At 43.3% G+C, this 17,929-nt stretch carries 15 protein-coding genes; 6 read left to right on the top strand and 9 right to left on the bottom strand.

The window, feature by feature from the left end; translation table 11 throughout:
• Positions 1-55: 55 nt before the first annotated feature.
• Together ABFV72_RS05410 and ABFV72_RS05405 are read left to right on the top strand one after the other, a co-directional pair.
• The gene (locus tag ABFV72_RS05410) at positions 56-760 is read left to right on the top strand and encodes a pseudouridine synthase (RefSeq protein ID WP_347162721.1); all 705 of its coding nucleotides are present in this window, start codon (positions 56-58) and stop codon (positions 758-760) included.
• A 377-nt stretch (positions 761-1,137) separates the two neighbouring features.
• Positions 1,138-2,202, top strand: coding sequence for a disulfide isomerase DsbC N-terminal domain-containing protein (locus ABFV72_RS05405; protein ID WP_347162720.1), 1,065 nt, complete (start codon positions 1,138-1,140; stop codon positions 2,200-2,202).
• A 153-nt stretch (positions 2,203-2,355) separates the two neighbouring features.
• Here ABFV72_RS05405 and ABFV72_RS05400 read toward each other — a convergent pair whose 3' ends face one another.
• Complete coding sequence (locus ABFV72_RS05400) at positions 2,356-3,174, bottom strand: DUF2939 domain-containing protein (protein WP_347162719.1); 819 nt, start codon at positions 3,172-3,174, stop codon at positions 2,356-2,358.
• Between the two features lie 255 nt (positions 3,175-3,429).
• On the opposite strand from ABFV72_RS05400, the gene dnaJ reads away from it, so the two are divergent.
• From dnaJ to ABFV72_RS05385, 3 genes are all read left to right on the top strand, one after another.
• Complete coding sequence (dnaJ, locus tag ABFV72_RS05395) at positions 3,430-4,566, top strand: molecular chaperone DnaJ (RefSeq protein ID WP_057757637.1); 1,137 nt, start codon at positions 3,430-3,432, stop codon at positions 4,564-4,566.
• 173 nt (positions 4,567-4,739) lie between these two features.
• Positions 4,740-5,570, top strand: a complete 831-nt coding sequence (dapB, locus tag ABFV72_RS05390; protein ID WP_347162718.1) for a 4-hydroxy-tetrahydrodipicolinate reductase — start codon at positions 4,740-4,742, stop codon at positions 5,568-5,570.
• A 69-nt stretch (positions 5,571-5,639) separates the two neighbouring features.
• Positions 5,640-6,563, top strand: a complete 924-nt coding sequence (locus tag ABFV72_RS05385; RefSeq protein ID WP_347162717.1) for a hypothetical protein — start codon at positions 5,640-5,642, stop codon at positions 6,561-6,563.
• A gap of 77 nt (positions 6,564-6,640) precedes the next feature.
• Here the strand turns inward: ABFV72_RS05385 and ABFV72_RS05380 are convergent, their stop codons facing one another.
• The 8 genes from ABFV72_RS05380 to erpA form a co-directional block, all read right to left on the bottom strand.
• On the bottom strand, positions 6,641-7,816 hold the full coding sequence (locus ABFV72_RS05380) for a type III PLP-dependent enzyme (protein ID WP_057762254.1): 1,176 nt from the start codon (positions 7,814-7,816) through the stop codon (positions 6,641-6,643).
• Positions 7,817-7,963: 147 nt separating this feature from the next.
• Positions 7,964-8,518 (bottom strand): peptide deformylase, encoded by a 555-nt coding sequence (def, locus tag ABFV72_RS05375; RefSeq protein ID WP_057757649.1) that lies wholly within the window; start codon positions 8,516-8,518, stop codon positions 7,964-7,966.
• Between the two features lie 233 nt (positions 8,519-8,751).
• Positions 8,752-9,006 (bottom strand): GlsB/YeaQ/YmgE family stress response membrane protein, encoded by a 255-nt coding sequence (locus tag ABFV72_RS05370; protein WP_057757652.1) that lies wholly within the window; start codon positions 9,004-9,006, stop codon positions 8,752-8,754.
• Positions 9,007-9,364: 358 nt separating this feature from the next.
• Positions 9,365-10,846, bottom strand: a complete 1,482-nt coding sequence (mpl, locus tag ABFV72_RS05365) for a UDP-N-acetylmuramate:L-alanyl-gamma-D-glutamyl-meso-diaminopimelate ligase (RefSeq protein WP_347162716.1) — start codon at positions 10,844-10,846, stop codon at positions 9,365-9,367.
• A 291-nt stretch (positions 10,847-11,137) separates the two neighbouring features.
• The gene (locus tag ABFV72_RS05360) at positions 11,138-11,782 is read right to left on the bottom strand and encodes a copper resistance protein NlpE N-terminal domain-containing protein (protein ID WP_347162715.1); all 645 of its coding nucleotides are present in this window, start codon (positions 11,780-11,782) and stop codon (positions 11,138-11,140) included.
• Between the two features lie 436 nt (positions 11,783-12,218).
• The gene (locus ABFV72_RS05355) at positions 12,219-12,731 is read right to left on the bottom strand and encodes a disulfide bond formation protein B (protein WP_347162714.1); all 513 of its coding nucleotides are present in this window, start codon (positions 12,729-12,731) and stop codon (positions 12,219-12,221) included.
• 167 nt (positions 12,732-12,898) lie between these two features.
• Positions 12,899-14,473, bottom strand: coding sequence for a glutamate--cysteine ligase (gshA, locus tag ABFV72_RS05350; protein ID WP_347162713.1), 1,575 nt, complete (start codon positions 14,471-14,473; stop codon positions 12,899-12,901).
• A gap of 353 nt (positions 14,474-14,826) precedes the next feature.
• Positions 14,827-15,207 (bottom strand): iron-sulfur cluster insertion protein ErpA, encoded by a 381-nt coding sequence (erpA, locus tag ABFV72_RS05345; RefSeq protein ID WP_057757666.1) that lies wholly within the window; start codon positions 15,205-15,207, stop codon positions 14,827-14,829.
• A 661-nt stretch (positions 15,208-15,868) separates the two neighbouring features.
• On the opposite strand from erpA, the gene ABFV72_RS05340 reads away from it, so the two are divergent.
• The gene (locus tag ABFV72_RS05340; protein ID WP_347162712.1) at positions 15,869-17,890 is read left to right on the top strand and encodes an ATP-binding cassette domain-containing protein; all 2,022 of its coding nucleotides are present in this window, start codon (positions 15,869-15,871) and stop codon (positions 17,888-17,890) included.
• Positions 17,891-17,929: the final 39 nt, after the last annotated feature.

Below are 17,929 nucleotides of genomic sequence, written 5' to 3'. Positions count from 1 at the left end.
CGTCGTTAGTTTCTGATTTAGGGCTGGTATAATAAAACCGATGGTAGTAAATAGTATGCGTTTAGATAAATTCATTAGTAAAGCCACCGAGCTGTCGCGCAAAGAGTCAAAAAAGATCATGCACGCTGGCGAAATCACCGTAAACGATCAAGTGGTTAAAGATCCTGGCCTACATGTCGATGTCGTCAATGATGATGTGATGTGGGCAGGCGAGCCGTTGTCGGTCGCTGCGGGCAATCGCTATATCTTGTTATATAAGCCTGAAGGCTTCGAGTGCACGCTAAAAGTTAAAGAGTATCCAATTGTCACCGAACTGATTGCTGTACCAGAATTGGGCAGCTTGCGTATCGCTGGGCGTCTTGATGTCGATACCACTGGCGCATTGCTGATGAGTGATGATGGCGGCTGGCTGCACCGTGTTACCAGTCCTAAGCACGAGCATGCAAAGGTGTACGAGCTGACTTTGGCAGATGCAATGGATAGTGATGCACAAGAGAAAGCCGTGAAGAAAGTGACTGAAGGCATCTTGCTTGAAGGTGATTATGAGCCAACCAAGCCTGCTATTCTTGAGTTCATCGATGAAAAACATGCACGCCTAACATTAGAGCAGGGCAAATACCATCAAGTCAAACGTATGATGGGTTACTTCGGTAATCGAGTCACTGAGCTGCACCGCGCTAGTATCGGTCACATCAATCTAGAAGGCCTAGAGAAAGGCGATAGCCGTTTCTTAACGCCAGAAGAAGTTGCCAAGTTTTAATAAATGAGCACTGAGATTATTAAGCTTTGGCCTTAGTATTTGTCTTGAAACTATCGTTTTAAACCCATTAGCAGCCGCTACTCAGTGTGCTGCTTTTTGCGGTCTGCTATATAGTATTTATGTCTATTATCTGGCTGTGTTGCCTATCTCTTAAAGCTAAGTAGCAGTTTTGCGACATTAGCCATTTAGTGCTTTGAAAAACTATCCCATATGCTACAGTCTTTTTTATCTATATTTTTATGACAGACAACCCTTAAATTAATTCCAAGATTCTGACTAATCAGAAAATGTATTGCTACCTTTCAATTAGTGGTAGGTTTGGAGTTGGTCTTAATATTGAAAACTGCCATTATTAAAAACCAGATAGGAATCTCTCTGTGACATTACCTGTATTAAAGTCCGCTAGCCTAATCAGCGTCATACTATTAGCAACGACTGCTTGCGCTCAGCCAAGTTCGGCGGATGCCAACAGTAATAACATAACGCAAAGCACTACTAATTCACAATCAGCTCAAGCAGTGAGTGCGACTGTTGATAAGCGATTGCGCCAAGTACTGACCCAAGCAGGTATCAAAACACAGATTACTTCTATTGTGCCATCCAAACTGCCCAATATGTACCAAGTGAATTTGGCCGGACAACTGCCGCTGCACATTACCGAAGATGGTCGTTACGTCATACAAGGTGAGCTACAGAAAAACCCAAGTAAGCGAGTAGTGCCCAAAACGCCAGTACGTAGCACGAGTGCGCAAGTAGGCAAACCTGTCAATACGAGTGTCAAGTCTGACATGCTAGCAAATATGGCGGCGCTTAAGAACATGAGCGCGAAAACACCATTCTTTTATACCGCAGTACCGGGTGTCATCTGGGGTGCAACGCTAGAAGGCGTGCCGTTTTTACTATCGGACGATGCGCAGTATATTACCGATGGTGAAATATCAGTCATCGAAAATGGTCAATTTATCGGCCTCGATGAGAACTTTGAAAAACGCAAAAACCAGTCTGTGTTTGCGTCATTGGACAAAAGCCAACTGATTACTTATCCAGCAACCACTACTGAGAGAGCCGTTATCTATGTAGCTGATGACGTGAATTGCCCTTACTGCCGCCGCCTGCATCAGCAAGTGCCATCACTCAATGCAAAAGGCGTGACGGTCAATGTCATCGGCTATCCGATATATGAGGCGTCACCAAAGCAGATGCGTGGTATCTGGTGCCAAGCGAATGAAAACAGTCGTCGTCAGGCATTTGATAAGGCGATGCTACAGGGTGAAATGACACCTGCATCAGCAAGTTGTACAGTTGACCATGTGACACCCAATCGTGAAAAAGCAGCTGGACTTGCGGTGATGGCGACGCCTGCCATCTACCGTGAAGATGGCGTACTATATCAGGCGAGTTTTGAGAGTCCAGAATTTCTAGAATTTTTGGGTGTTGAATAATCGATTGGTATGGTTAAATGTTCGAGCAATTCAAGATTTTAATGTATTGGACTCCTAAACAAAGTAAAAAACCGCCTTATGAATCAGTTCATAAGGCGGTTTTTTATGGTTCTATTCAGACATTTTTGTACCTCAAAAGCTGTCTTAAATAATTTATGGTAAGACGATATCAACTATTTTCCAGTTAATAAGCCCTTCACGCTGCATCTCGATAGTGAGAGGGTAGCCTTTTACCTGACCACTAATACTAAAACAATTGATACTGCAGTAGCTCAGCGTTGGCTTTTCGCTGTCATTGCCTTGGGCTACTTGCTGCTCAAGTTCGGCAGCTTGTTTTTTCATGACTTGCTGCATTTGGCTTTTGACCACGGCATCGACATCACCGCGCTGAATAATTAAGCTCTGAATTAGGTTTTTCAAGTCAACTTGATCGCTAGCGATGGCCCATGCTGCGGCTAGCTCTTTGGTTGCTGTATTGGCTTGACCTTGGGTATTAATCACTTTTTCGATATTCTGCGGCGTGATGGCCCCTTCAACTGCCTGCGCGATAAAACCATTCGCGGCTTCGGTCAACGGCTCACCGCCCAATTCAGAAATTAGGGGATACTTAGTCATTGTCGTCGCAAATTGGCTGGTTAGCTGATTTTGGACGCTTGGTCGCACTTGCTCATAATCAATAGCCGCTGCGATAGTGGCACCGTCTTTATCATCATAAGCGTTTTTGAGCTGATAAGCACTGTAGTAAGGCGAGCCTGCATACACTGCTACCGCAATGATGATTAATAGAATAACCAGCTTTTTCATAAGACTTGATACCTTGTCGCAAGCGTCATCACTATGAGTATAAATGACCGTAGATGTGGCGGTAAATATTAGCACGACTGGGCACCGCTCAGGTACGAAAAGCTTTGCAGTAACCTTAATGAATCGTTTGGCTTTTGCCGCAGCAATGCCAACTGCTAATTTCATCATTTAAGAGCTTGATAAATCAGTAGACCATCTCCATAAATAGCGCAAACTTTTTATAATTGATTTGGCTAAGCAGCCTTCACCGTATTTGTTGGTTAAGTCTAAGCATTATGGTTCTATAGCATGGTGAGTTGTAATGTTTCATGTGAAACGTTATACATATCCATTAGCTAAGAATCACGAATAAGATTAAGACAATTATCAATTGAGCTGATGATTTGACGAACCGGTGTGGCTGTAAAGACGATAGGAGAGAGCATGAGTAAGCGCGATTTTTATGAAATATTAGGTGTCAGCAAAACCGCTGACAGCAAAGAAATTAAGCGAGCCTACCGTAAGCTTGCCATGAAATACCATCCAGATCGCAACTCTGATGATCCTGATTCGGAAGACAAATTCAAAGAAGCTTCAATGGCTTATGAAGTATTGAGCGACGAAGAGAAACGTTCAGCCTACGACCGTATGGGCCATGCAGCCTTTGAAAACGGCATGGGTGGCGGCGGCTTCGGCGGCGCAGGTGGCGGTAACTTCCAAGATATCTTTGGCGATATATTTGGTAACTTCGGTGATATCTTCGGTCAGCAGCGTGGTGGCGGCGGTGGGCGTTCGCGTCGCGGCTCTGACTTGCGTTATGTGATTGAGCTGACATTAGAAGAAGCTGTACGTGGCTGCAAAAAAGAAATCAGTTTCACGGCTCCTGCGCCTTGTGATACCTGTGATGGTAAAGGGGCAAAAAATGCTTCTGATGTGGTTACCTGTCAGACTTGTCATGGCCAAGGTCAAGTACGTATGCAGCAAGGTTTCTTTGCGGTACAGCAAGCTTGTCCTCATTGCGGCGGTACGGGTAAGCAGATCAAAAACCCTTGTTCAGACTGTCATGGTAACGGCGTAAAAGACAAATCACGCACCTTAGAAGTCTCTATCCCTGCAGGCGTCGATGATGGTGATCGCGTTCGTCTAGCTGGCGAGGGCGAAGCGGGCGGCGCTGGCGTACAAAACGGCGATCTATATGTCGAAGTACGCGTCAAACAGCACAATGTATTCACCCGTCAAGGTGCTGACCTATATATGGATGTGCCAGTAAGCATCACTGATGCAGCATTGGGTAAAGAAGTCGAAATCCCAACCTTAGATGGCAAAGTAAAAATCAAAGTGGCAGAAGGTACGCAAAGCGGTAAGTTACTGCGTGTACGTGGCAAAGGCGTAACGCCAGTCCGTACTACCATGAAAGGTGATTTGATTTGCCGCGTGGTTATCGAAACGCCAGTGAATCTGACTCGTGAGCAAAAAGACTTGTTACGCCAATTCCAAGACACGTTGGATGACGATAGCAAGCATCAACAGTCGCCGCATAAGAAGTCATTCTTCAAAAAAATCGGTGATTTGTTCGATTAAGAAACAGTCTAACTAAGTAGCTAGTATTAAACTAAGCCCAAAGGTTTCACATGAAACCTTTGGGTTTTTTATTGATGGTATAAAAAGCCCTTCGTGTGATGATATTTGCTAAACTTACGATAAATGATAGTCAAAAATAGTTTCACCAAATATAAAACATCTAAGGTAAAAACATGAGCGAACAAGCGAATAATAAATCTATCAACGTTGGGGTAATCGGTGCAGGCGGACGTATGGGTCGTATGCTAATCGAGGCAGTACAGAACAATCCACAAACTACATTAAAAGCAGCGATTGAGCGTCAAGGGTCTAGCCTAGTTGGAGCAGATGCCGGCGAAGTTGCTGCTATCGGCCATTTAAATGTGCAAATCGTTGATGACTTAGCCGCTGTGATTAATGATATCGATGTACTGATTGATTTTAGCTTGCCTGCTGCCACCGAAGAAAACATGCAAGTTTGTGCTGAGCATAATGTCGCTATGGTCATCGGTACGACAGGATTTAATGAACAGCAAGAACAAGTACTGGCAAAAGCAAGTGAGAAAATAACTATCGTATATGCGGGTAACTATTCGACAGGCGTTAATTTATCATTGAAGCTACTCGGTATGGCTGCCAAAGCGTTTGGTAATGATGCTGATGTAGAAATCATCGAAGCCCATCATAAACACAAAATCGATGCACCTTCTGGTACCGCATATATGATGGCTGAAGCCGTCGCAGAAGCTCGCGGACAAAACCTAAAAGACGTCGCTATCTGTGGCCGCGAAGGACAAACTGGCGAGCGCGAATCGGGTACAATTGGTATTCACGCAGTACGTGGTGGCGAAATCGTAGGCGACCATACTGTGATGTTTATCGCAGATGGCGAAGTGGTCGAGATTACCCATCGTGCACGCGCGCGCATGACATTTGCCGCTGGTGCAGTACGTGCCGCAACTTGGGTCGTTAAGCAAGAAGTAGGTCAGTACAATATGCAAGACGTGCTTGGATTAAGTGACTAACGACTGTTTATAGTTGACGGTCAAGTTTAACGTGATAACTGATGACTTAATAGTAATAAGGGAGCGGGTATGAATAGTATCAAACGTTATATTAGTCATAGACTGATAAATGCTATTTTTACCATCAACCTTACGAGCCGTGTATGTCTGTCTGTTGGTGCACTGAGTCTAGCCGTTCTACCAGTAACCGTACAAGCCAGTACTTCTCAAACCTATGTTATCCATACTTATGGTGGGGCTAGTCTGTTACCTGCAGTAAGGCAGCAATTAAATAGTAGCGCAGACGGTGGTACGGTGACTACGTATCAAGATAAATTGGTACTGCTAACGACGGCACGCAATTATCAGGCGGTACAGCAGTTGTTGTCTCAGATTGACCGTCAGCCACAGGCATTGACGGTCGCTGTACGTGTTGGCAATAGTAGTAGCGAGCAAGGCAATACTCAGCAAAGTCAGGTCATTATTACCAATCGCGGTATCCAAGGTGCAGGGGTTATTAGTCAGCGTAGCAGCCAGCAGCAGGGTAATAATCTATATCAAGTACAAACATTATCTGGTAGTGCGGCGAGTATCAGCACAGCTACGCTCTACTCACTGACTCAAACCTATAATACTAATAATCATTCAACTTATCATCGTTCAGCTAGTCACGACTTCAAACCACAGATCGTGATTCAGCAGCAAATGCTATTGCCAACGACACAAGGTATTGCTGTCACACCAAGACTGTTGCCTAGCGGGCAGGTGGAAGTACAACTTTCCCAAGTGGAAGAAAGGTTAGTGCAGCCGAATTCATCTTATAATCAAATGAGTTCTACTGGCAGTGCTAGCAATGCTATTCGAAGCCAAAGATTGAACAGTACGATGATCGTGCCACGTGGACAGTGGGTGACGATTGGACAAGTTTCACAAAACTCAAGCAGTAGCACCAGCAACGGTAGCCGAACTATTGATAACAACAGTAGCGTGCCTATTTCTTTAAGAGTTGAATAGTTATTAAATCGTTACGCACAAAAAAGCGCGATACGGGTATTAACCGTGCCGCGCTTTTTTGTGAAACATTAGAAATACTAGTCAATATAAACCACTTCGAGCGGTGGGAAACCATTGAACTCTACCGATGAGTAAGAGTTGGTATAAGCACCAGTAGTCAGCCAGTAGATTTTATCACCAATCTCAAGCTCTTCGGGTAGCTGATAGCCTGCTTCTTCATACATAATATCGGTTGAGTCACAAGTTGGACCTGCCAGTACTACTGTACCTTCACTGGTAGACGTTTCCATTTTAGGCGTATAGACAGGGTACTTGATAGCTTCACCTAGCGTCTCGATTAAGCCTTGGAATAGACCAACATCAGTATATACCCAACGAGTCAAATCGGTATCAGACTTACGAGAGATCAGTACCACATCACTGACCAACACGCCTGAACCACCAACCAATGAACGACCCGGCTCCAAAATAATTTCTGGCATTTCGTCATCATTATAGTCGTCAGTCAGATAGCTGGTAATCTCTTCCGCATAGACTTTGATAGGATTGACTTCGCTAATGTAATTGGTCGGGAAGCCACCACCCAAATTTATCATTTGTAGCTTGATACCTTCTTCATTCTTCATCCAGTCAAACATATATTTAACTTTGGCTAACGCATCATCCCATGCAGCGACGTCTTTTTGCTGGCTACCAACATGGAACGAGATACCATAAGGAACCAAGCCCAGCTCGCGTGCTTGAACCAGTAGGTCGATGGCCATATTAGGATGGCAACCAAACTTACGTGACAATGGCCATTCTGCTGTCTCTGAGCCTTGCACCAAGATACGAACAAATATTTTAGAACCTGGAGCATGTTTGGCAATGTTTTTTAGATCTGCTTCTGAATCAGTTGCATATAGATCGATGCCTTTCTCAAAGGCATACTTAACATGCTCAGCTTTTTTGATGGTGTTGCCATACGAGATACGAGATGGCTCAACGCCGCAACCAAGCACGCGATCAAGCTCATAAATAGAGGCACAGTCAAAGTTTGAACCAAGGTTTGCTAGTAGATCGATTACTTCCACCGCAGGGCTAGCTTTCATTGCATAATGCAGTTTTGCATTAGGAAACAGGCTTACCATCTCATGGTATTTGGTTTCGATACGACTAAGGTCAACTACTAAGAAAGGCGTTTCGCGACCTTCAGCAGCCTTGGTGAATTTCTGCCAGCTGGCAGGTTCAAAATATTGGTCAATTTTGATCATTGTCATAGTAGTAAACCTTTTGTGGAAACTGTATCGGTTAGAAAAATTATCGCCAAACAGTGAATGCTAAATATTAACACTCACTGTAGACGTAACTATGTGAAGGATAAAGACGAAATAAAAAAGATAAGAATAAAGAGTAGAGCTTTAAGAATTGACGGCTTGGGTCTGTTTTTCTGCTGATTGTGCTTCTTGCTTTTCACGTATTTTAAGAACTTTACGGACTTTATCACGAGCACGCGTCTGTTTAAGACGAGACAAGTAGTCAACGAAGATTACGCCATTTAGGTGATCCATTTCATGTTGGATACAAACAGCAAGCAGTCCTTCGACTACTTCGTCGATGACCTCACCGTTACCGTCTAACGCTTCGATACGGACCTTATTAGGACGTTCGACTTTGTCATAGACATCAGGTACAGATAAGCAGCCTTCTTCATACGGTTGCTTTTCTTCTACCAGTGGCGTGACTTTTGGATTGATAAAAACTCTAGGAGAGCTTTTGTCTTCAGACAAATCCATAACGATAAGCTGAATATGATGATCCACTTGACTGGCTGCAAGCCCAATGCCTTGAGCATCATACATCGTCTCGATCATGTCTGCGATTAAGGTTTTGATTTCAGCAGTCACTTCCTTGACAGGCTTGGCGATAGTACGCAAGCGAGGATCTGGGTAACTTAAGATAGGGAGTAGTGCCATAACGCTCACCTCAATGATAAGGACAAAATAGGGTTGATATTATAAGATAAATGGGGACAAAAGTAATGCTTATCAATACTTTCGCAGTCATATGATGCTATATGCAGATAGAAAGACTGGATTTCGATGATAAATGGCATAAAAAAGCCCTGCTTAATGCAAGGCTTTGTTTATATAGTATTTTAATTAGCTAGTAATCATTTATGACTAAACTATGCATGGCTTATGACCAATTATGCACGGCGTTTATTTACAATCATTTCATATAGGAACAATAGGATAATTGCACCGATCACTGAGAAAATCAGACCAGTGAAACCACCATCAGCGTTGATACCGATTAGGCCAGCTAAGAAACCACCTAGCATCGCACCAACGATACCCAATACGATAGTCATAATCCAGCCCATAGGGTCATTACCTGGTTTGATAGCACGTGCTAATAAACCTGCGACTAAACCTACAATAATCATCCAAATAAAGCTCATGTTATTCTCCTAATATTATTAATATTTATAATGTGTTACAAGTTTTGATAAATCTATTGTAAACACTCCCTGGACGCAAAAGTAAGCATAAAATGTTACTACTGTAGGGGCTATGTGAGGAAAAAGTCCGATTTGCTATCGAGTAAGGGCAATAAGTAAACGAAAGGTTACAAAGGTAGCAGTGGTGCTAACATCGTTTATCAATGTGGTACCTGTAGTGCTGAACTCATATAGTAAAGACATATAAATATTAGAAATAAAAAACGCAGCCATCTATTAGATGAGCTGCGTTTGTATAGAGGAAAATAATAAGAGTTATTTCTTTATAAGAGCTGCTTCTTTATCTTAGCTAGAAGCGTTAGCTTTTATGCAATGCGGTTAATAGACGCTGATGAATCCCTTCAAAACCGCCATTTGACATGACCACAATCGCGTCACCTGCTTTTGCATGACTGCTGATATGCTCAATAATAGCATCAATGCTTGATAGCACTTGTTGGTTGCCGATAGAGTCGCTAGTAGCCTTAGCTTGTTCGATGACCTCTTTTAAGCCCCATTCCAAACCAGTAGGCTCGTACCATAATGTATAGTCAGCAAGTGCCGCTGATTGAGCCAAACTGTCTTGATGAATGCCCATTTTCATGGTGTTACTACGCGGCTCAATGATGGCCCAAATGCGTCTATCAGCCAGCTTCTTTTTGGCACCATCTAATGTGGTTGTAATAGCTGTTGGATGATGGGCAAAATCATCAAAGACTAAGATGTCATTGACGTCGCCAATCAGCTCCATCCGGCGCTTGATACCAGCGAAATCTGATAAGGCAGCACAAGCAGTCTCAACACTGACACCAACATCATAGGCTGCAGCCACAGCAACTAACGCGTTATTGACGTTATGGATACCGCTCATTGACCAGTTTACGATAGCAGAGGCATCTTCATTAGCGGCAAAACTGACTTTGAACTGACTACCGTCTTCTTGAATCAGCTCAGCCTGCCAGTCGCTACTATCTTTTAGAGCACGCGTATTTTCGCTGGTATCGGCTAAAGTAGAGTCGATGACAGCAGTACGCCAGATAGGTGTCCAAACCCCTTTCGCTAGCGTATCTTCTAGACTGATGGTCGCGGCTGGCATAATAATTTTGCCACTGCTTGGAATCATACGCACCATATGGTGAAACTGAGTTTGTATTGCATTGAGGTCTGCAAAGATGTCTGCATGATCAAACTCAAGGTTATTCAAAATAGCAGTGCGCGGACGATAGTGAACGAACTTTGAGCGCTTATCAAAAAACGCAGAATCATACTCATCTGCTTCAATCACAAAGTAACCAGATTTATCGTCATCGCTTTTATCAGCACCCAAATAGCTGCTGTGTGCAAACACTTGCTGTAAGTGCTCGTCAGTCGTATCGACCAATGGCACACCGCCAATCAAAAACCCTGCATCGATACCAGCATAATGTAATATCCACGCAAGCATAGTCGTGGTTGTGGTCTTACCATGCGTACCTGCAACGGCGATTACGTGACGTGACTGCAATACTTGCTCAGATAAGAACTGCGGACCTGATGTATAGCGAAAGCCATTATCTAGCATATACTCAATCACATCCATGCCGCGCTTCATCGCGTTCCCAACGACAACTAAGTCTGGCGTTGGTTGCAAATGCTCTACCAGATAGCCTTCTTCGATAGTCACGCCAGCATTTTCGAGCTGAGTGGACATAGGAGGATAGACATTGGCATCTGAACCTGTGACCGTATGCCCAAGCGCACGTGCTAGCAATGCCAGTGAGCCCATAAAAGTACCACAAATACCAAGAATATGAATATGCATAGACGTTCCGTACGCGCTTGAATGAAAAGAATAGAAAGCGGATAAAATAAAGTATGAGGTGCCTAGCTGTCATCAGTAAAAATAAACGCTTTGATAAACAATGATCAATACATCAGCTGGGCAAACCAGCAATCATTGTAAAGTAAACCCTGTTCGATGACCAATAAAAAACGCCTAACAAGTAGGCGCTATGTAGCTAATACAAGTTGACTATTTTAGTATGCAGCGAGACGCCAATTAATAGCTAGCACGAAGAGACTTTTATTCAAGTGATTCTTATTGATGCGCCTATCATTTGCGAGATAACGTATAGTCATCCTCTAAATTATCGTGCTCATCGATCCGTATCAAATGATTGTCTTGGATATGGTAGGTCTCGATATTTTTCCCTTCATAGACAATAGTGATTTTATCACTGTCTTGTCGGTAGATACCCGATTCGAGTAGGGGTGTTTTTGGTTTTTCAGGATTATGATAATAACTTGCTTTTAGTACAGACCCATCAGCGAACAAGTTCAATGTAACGTCGATACTGTCGCAATCCGTACAAGAGACCATGCCGCCATAATCGCCCATCAATGTTGCTTGCAGCATACTGCTTTTTGCTTCTGATCGCTCCATAGAGCTGTCTGCATAGGTATCTTTATTTGACTGAGCAGCAGCAATTAATGATTGCCCTTCCACCATTTCGCTTGTCTCATCATCACTCGCTAGCTCAGCATTTTTAGTATTGTCATCTTGCAATGATTGTGAAGCCTCCTGCGACTCAGAACCAGTCGACGCGAACGTAGATACCATGTCTTTATCGGTATTGGACGAGGCACTATCACAGCCTACGATTAGCACGCATAGTGACGCTACAAGTAACGAAGGACGCCACCGTTTTACGATAGCAAGCGTAGTAGAGCGAACGGGAGCAAAATATATCATGGTCATACCAAAAACAGTTTTTAACAAGTATTTTTCAAGCTCATCTATACTATCGACAACGTAAAGCCATTGTCAAAGATAAGGATAATAAGGCATGGGCGCGTAGTAATAATATAAATTAAGAACTTGATAGCATTATCTTATATTCAAAATACAGATAGCTTATGAGTAGAAAGCGACAAATATCTAATGCTTATCTGTTTATAAGGTAAGCTGAGTAAAGATATCAAAGGCTTGAAAATATCTCTGTGGGCTTTTTGTTGTTGGCCTTATATCTAAAAGGCATAAGTTGACATTAGCGATACCTGTTGGTATCGCTAATATGGTTTATAAGGGCGAGTTAATAGTAGATAAAAAAACAGACATTGTATCGAAGATAGCAATGTCTGTTTTAAAAGCAGAAGTAAGAAAGAAACTTAACGTCTTATTGAGTCATACGATCTTAATTAGCAGACTTTATAATACGCATTAATATCAACACATGTACGATTAGCAGCACACTAAATAGAATCAACGACTGCTCAGGAATACTTAATCCCATAAGCGTCCAATCAACAGAGGCGCATTCGCCAGATCCTGCAAATACTTCTTTGAATACTTGTAGGATAGGGAGGGTATCAAGCCAATAGTTCAGTCCTGGACCACAAGAAGGTACTTGGTCAGCAGGCAGGTGTTGCAGCCATACATGGCGCGCTGCTACTGCAGTTGCCCAGCCGATACCTACTAGACTACCAAGCCATAGCAGTAGTCTTATCACTTTAGATTTAGGATTAAACAACGCTGATATGAGGGCGAATCCGCCCATGACGATTAGACCAACACGCTGAAAAATACAGAGCGGGCAAGGCGAAAGCCCTAGATGACGCTGTAGATAAAACAGCGCAAAACTCATGCCTATGATGGCCATTATCACCAAAAATACTTGCAGGTTACGGTAAGTGGTTAGCTGTCGCATTGTGCGGTTACTCTTATGGGTTTATCTATAATAGATGTAGGGTAGCAATCGAGATTAAGCAGTCAAAATTTCATAGTCAGGACTTAGCAATTAGACCTTAGCAATCGAAAACTAGTCATCAGAACTCAGCAATCAATAACTGGCAGTTAAAAGCTAGCAATCAAAGCTTAGCGATACTGCTGTAAAAATTCCGCAAAGTCTTCTGTTTCAGATTGCTCAATTTCAGCTTGCTGCAAGATAGATTTTTCTGCCAATACTTCGTATTTAGCTTGAGTGTTTGGACTAAGTGTCTGCTGTAGTAAAGACTCGCGATGCTGCTGAGCCAACGTAAATCCAAGCTGCCATAAGCTGCCTAAGCGTTTGCTATCAGAATTTACTTGTGCAGAGATAGTCGACTCAGAGTGTCCTGCTTTGCCCTGCATCAATGCTACAGCCGCGCGGTAATCGTTACCACCATAGTGAGCATCAAGCAATGCAGCAAGCGGCTGCATACGCTCTAAATGCGTTAGCATCCAGCTTTCAAGTGACTGCTCTTGACCATTATTGATAATATGCAAGTCATCACGGCGACCTTCATTGACCACACGCTCAAGATTGATAGCGAGCGTGTCTTCTTCTTCAGGTAGCAAGTCTGGTGAGTCACTGAACAGACAATACAGCGCCATCACTTCCAAGAAACAAGCGCTAGAGAGACGAATACCAACATCACTATATGGATCAAGGTCGATAGCGCGGAACTCAACATAGGCGATACCGCGACGCTCAAGCGCTTCGGTTGGTGTTTCACCGCTCATTGCGATTTGTTTAGGACGAATAGGGCTGTAGTACTCGTTTTCTATTTGTAGAATATGATTGTTAATTTGGATCGGGTTACCATCTTCGTCTTCTAAGCCAAGCTTAGCAAAGCTCTCGTGCGGCGTTTGGATGGCACGGCGCAGACCATCGACATACTCTGGCAGATAGTTATAACGGATATCAAGTTGCTCTTGCACGCTATTGGTATAGCCAAGCTTACCCATACGTAGGCTAGTCGCAGCAGGTTTGTAATAAGTCGAATCATTAAGCAATTCTAAATCATGCTCACGCCCTGCCAAGAAACAAGGACACACGCTCGGACTGGCACCCAGTAAATACAAAACAAGGCTGGTCAGACGTTTAAAGTTACGAATCAACCCTAAGTATTTCTCGTTTTTGAACTCTGTCAACGTTTGGCTTTGTGCGGTCGGTGTTTTGGCTTGCCATGTCTCAAACAACGTATCACCAAAAGACAAGTTGTAATGCAGACCAGCAATCGTCTGCATACGGCGACCATAGCGGATACCAAGGCCACTGCGATATAGAGTTTTTAGCTTACCCGTATTAGAGCTACCATAATCAGCTAGTGGGATATCTTCGTCTTTAGAAGACAACATGCAAGGCATCGATAATGGCCACATCAACTCACCTTCAGGTATGCCCTGATAGACCAATACGTGCAATTGGCGCAGCATATTGAGGGTTTCTTTTGGTGAGGACTTTGGTTCAGTGATGAGCTCAAGCAGACTTTCTGAGTAATCGGTAGTAATAAAAGGATGGGTAAGTTTTGACCCAAGTTTGGCTGGATGCGGAGTCTGTGCCAAGAAACCATCAGGCTTTACGCGTAGGCCCTCTTTTTCAATACCGCGGAGCATACCCGTTAAGTGTTGGCTATCAAACCAATTAGGGATGTCGAAATTAACAAAGCTACTCGCAAAATTACTCATAATAGTCATCTATTGTTATTTATTATGGCGGATCAAAACACGATAAGCGTTTGTCCATAAAATAGGTAAATGTTAGGTCAATAATCCCGTCAGTTTAGCTCAAAGCTGTGTTGAAAACCACGGACAATTACAAATACGATAAGCTTTAGGCAAAGCGATTTGTGAGGATTTTGACCTTATTTTTGATGCAAATTCATCTCGAATATAGCGTTATTCTGGCCAGATAGTTTGATAAAAAAAGCATCTACCTGAGAGATAGATGCTTTGTTCATTATGCCTACAAGCCATTTGACATAGTATTGGCACACTATCGCATTATCTTGATAATCATAGCGCGACCGCGTCCATCTGGCTTATATAGAGAATGACGAACCGCAGCCGCACGTGGTCGTGGCATTTGGATTGGTCACCACAAAACGTGCCCCTTCCAGTCCTTCGGTATAGTCAACGGTAGAGCCTTGCAAGTATTGATAGCTTAGTGAATCGACGACTAACGTCACATCACCATTATCAAAATTGGCATCGTCTTCGTTTAGATCGTTGGCAAAGTTAAACCCGTAAGAGAAACCAGAACAACCGCCTCCTGTCACATAGACACGTAACATAAGATCGCTATCGCCTTCTTCTTCGCGTAGACGGCGTACTTTTTGCGCCGCACTATCAGTTAGGCTTAGTACGGTTGGGTCTACTGGCTGGCTTGAGCTTGGACTAAATTGGTTGGCTGATTCGTTCATATCTACCTCAGTTGCTAGGATCAAATGCGGTCGTCGTCCTGTTTGGGTTTGCAATAGGGTACTTGCAAATAAAGATACGCACGGCGTTTGATTTAATTGGGTGCTGTCATTATGGCAAAGCTATTGGTGCATTATAAGCTGTTTGTACAATTTCAAGATATTATTTGTGCCACCACAATATTTTATTGGCACTATTGATAGTGGGCACTTATCTTTCAGCAGTATATCATAATGGGGGTGCTGATTCGTTTGTCAAGAGTGATGCAACTACTGAATTTTACTAACGAATAGCAGTGTCCCAATTTTGATATTGTGTTTTTTAAAATAACTGCGTCAATGGGCTAAACCAATAACCAGACTAAAAAATAATAGCGTGTGACTGTATAAAACACTACTTAATAATATTAGGCAGTCTTAAAGCTTATTAGTCATATTACGGTATTTTACGGTCATAACCTTTATAATAGTAACAACCATGTATGAGCTCAAGAGTCGCTTGTGCAACTTAAGGTATTTAGCGTAATAAATACTTAGTTTTGAAATAGTTATTTAATTGTTTGCCTATGGGGCAAGCGTTTGAAATAATAGCCGCCAGTTGGCATACCCTATGTGTGTTTCTTATTGCCCTATATCTATATTATTGTTGAGATGAAGAAATTATATGATCGAATTTAAAGACGTTGGTGTTCGCCGTGATGGTCGTGAATTGTTTGCAGGTGCAAGCTTTCAGCTCCATCCAGGTCACAAAGTTGGACTGACGGGCAACAACGGCACAGGCAAATCTACCTTATTTGCGCTATTACTGACGCAGATGGGGACAGGCGATACAGAGGTCACCCTTGATAAAGGTGAAGTCAGTATTCCTGATAGCTGGCATGTGGCGCACATGGCACAGGAAGTTGGTGCTACGACGCAGTCTGCAATCGATTATGTATTGAGCGGTGATGAGCAGTGGTATGAAATTAATGCTGCGCTAAATGATTTAAGCAGCGTGAGTGATGAGCAAATTGGTGTGCTACACCAACAGTTTGATGAAATCGACGGATATCGTACGCCGACCAAAGCGGCACAAATTATGGCAGGCCTTGGTTTTAAGACTAGCCAGCATGAGCTGCCGGTAGAAGGGTTTTCTGGTGGTTGGCGTATGCGCTTAAACCTCGCCAAAACCTTGATGAGTCGTGCTGATCTGATGTTACTCGATGAGCCAACCAACCATTTGGACTTGGATGCTATCTTGTGGCTTGAAACATGGATCAATGCTTATATGGGTCTGGTCATCGTCATCTCGCATGACCAAGCGTTTTTGGACGCGACAGTCGGTCATATCCTGCATGTAGAGCAACAAAAAATCACCCTATATACTGGTAACTATCAGCAGTTTATTCGTACCCGTCACGAGCGTATGGCGCAGCAGCAGCAAGCGTTTGAAAAGCAAGAAGCGACCAAGGCTCACTTGGATGACTTTATTCGTCGTTTCCGTGCTAAAGCCAGTAAAGCTAAGCAAGCACAGAGCCGTATTAAGCAGTTAGAGCGTATGGCAGAGCTATCACCAATGATGGCTGACAATCCTTTCTCGTTCCAATTCTATGAGCCAGCAAACATGAGCTCACCACTGATTGAGCTGACCAACGCAGATATTGGCTATAGTGAGACACCGCTTCTACATAATGCCAATGTACAAGTGACACCTGATACCCGTCTTGGCTTACTGGGTATGAACGGCGCTGGTAAATCAACGTTGATTAAAGCCTTAGTCGGTGAGCTTGGCGTATTAACAGGGAAGTATCGTGTTTCGGATACCCTAAAGCTCGGCTATTTCAATCAGCATCAAATGGATATCCTAGATGCCAAAGCAACGCCTATAGAAATGCTACGTCGCCTAGCAGGTAAAACCTCTGATGCGATGCTACGCTCATTTTTGGGTAGCTTTGATTTCCGCGGTGAGCGTATTGATACACCAAGCGAGCTATTCTCAGGTGGCGAGCGCGCGCGTTTGACCTTGGCATTGATCGTTTGGCAACGTCCAAACGTCCTTGTACTCGATGAGCCTACTAACCATTTAGACTTACAAATGCGTCAAGCACTGACTATAGCTTTACAAGGCTTTAAAGGTGCAGTGGTACTGGTCTCGCATGATCGAGAGTTGATTGCCAACGTCTGTGATGAGCTGTATCTGGTACACGATGGTATTATCGAAGAGTTCGATGGCGACATTGGTGACTATGGTAAGTGGCTAGCAGAGAAGCGCAAACAAGAAAACGCATCAGATAAAAATACTGGTAAGAAAAAAAGCAAAAAAGAGAGTAAGAAGTTTGTTTCACGTGAAACAGATAATAGCCAAGTAAATAATAAAGCAGCTGATAATTCGTCAAACAGTAAAGCTGCGACGCCTGCACTTAGTAAAGAAGAGCAGCGTAAGCTAGCGGCTGAACAACGTAAAATGACAGCACCTATCCGCCGTGAGATAGAGGAAACAGAAAAGACACTGGCTAAGATTGATAAGCAGCTTGTAACGCTTGAAGAAAAACTGGCTGATACAGAGCTGTACGAAGAGAGCCGTAAGTCTGACCTAATGGTACTACTCAATGAGCAAACAGCGCTACAGCAGCAACATAGTGATAATGAAGAAAAGTTACTACTATCAATGACGACTTTAGAAGAGATGGAAGCTAAGTTCGTATAAAGCGTTCTAGATAGTTATATAAGCAGATATAAAAAAGGG

The sequence above is a fragment of the Psychrobacter proteolyticus genome (assembly GCF_039762275.1).
Classification (GTDB): Bacteria; Pseudomonadota; Gammaproteobacteria; order Pseudomonadales; family Moraxellaceae; genus Psychrobacter; species Psychrobacter proteolyticus_C.
The sequence above is the reverse complement of the archived record's forward strand: the minus strand, read 5'-3'. Positions and strand labels throughout refer to the sequence as shown.

Excerpts from the sequence above, each read along its gene's own strand:
- ABFV72_RS05410 (WP_347162721.1), top strand. The coding sequence starts at position 56 with ATGCGTTTAGATAAATTCATTAGTAAAGCCACCGAGCTGTCGCGCAAA.
- dapB (WP_347162718.1), top strand. The coding sequence starts at position 4,740 with ATGAGCGAACAAGCGAATAATAAATCTATCAACGTTGGGGTAATCGGT.
- ABFV72_RS05400 (WP_347162719.1), bottom strand. The coding sequence starts at position 3,174 with ATGATGAAATTAGCAGTTGGCATTGCTGCGGCAAAAGCCAAACGATTC.
- dnaJ (WP_057757637.1), top strand. The coding sequence starts at position 3,430 with ATGAGTAAGCGCGATTTTTATGAAATATTAGGTGTCAGCAAAACCGCT.
- mpl (WP_347162716.1), bottom strand. The coding sequence starts at position 10,846 with ATGCATATTCATATTCTTGGTATTTGTGGTACTTTTATGGGCTCACTG.
- ABFV72_RS05380 (WP_057762254.1), bottom strand. The coding sequence starts at position 7,816 with ATGATCAAAATTGACCAATATTTTGAACCTGCCAGCTGGCAGAAATTC.
- ABFV72_RS05360 (WP_347162715.1), bottom strand. The coding sequence starts at position 11,782 with ATGACCATGATATATTTTGCTCCCGTTCGCTCTACTACGCTTGCTATC.
- def (WP_057757649.1), bottom strand. The coding sequence starts at position 8,518 with ATGGCACTACTCCCTATCTTAAGTTACCCAGATCCTCGCTTGCGTACT.
- ABFV72_RS05385 (WP_347162717.1), top strand. The coding sequence starts at position 5,640 with ATGAATAGTATCAAACGTTATATTAGTCATAGACTGATAAATGCTATT.
- ABFV72_RS05340 (WP_347162712.1), top strand. The coding sequence starts at position 15,869 with ATGATCGAATTTAAAGACGTTGGTGTTCGCCGTGATGGTCGTGAATTG.
- erpA (WP_057757666.1), bottom strand. The coding sequence starts at position 15,207 with ATGAACGAATCAGCCAACCAATTTAGTCCAAGCTCAAGCCAGCCAGTA.
- ABFV72_RS05370 (WP_057757652.1), bottom strand. The coding sequence starts at position 9,006 with ATGAGCTTTATTTGGATGATTATTGTAGGTTTAGTCGCAGGTTTATTA.
- ABFV72_RS05355 (WP_347162714.1), bottom strand. The coding sequence starts at position 12,731 with ATGCGACAGCTAACCACTTACCGTAACCTGCAAGTATTTTTGGTGATA.
- gshA (WP_347162713.1), bottom strand. The coding sequence starts at position 14,473 with ATGAGTAATTTTGCGAGTAGCTTTGTTAATTTCGACATCCCTAATTGG.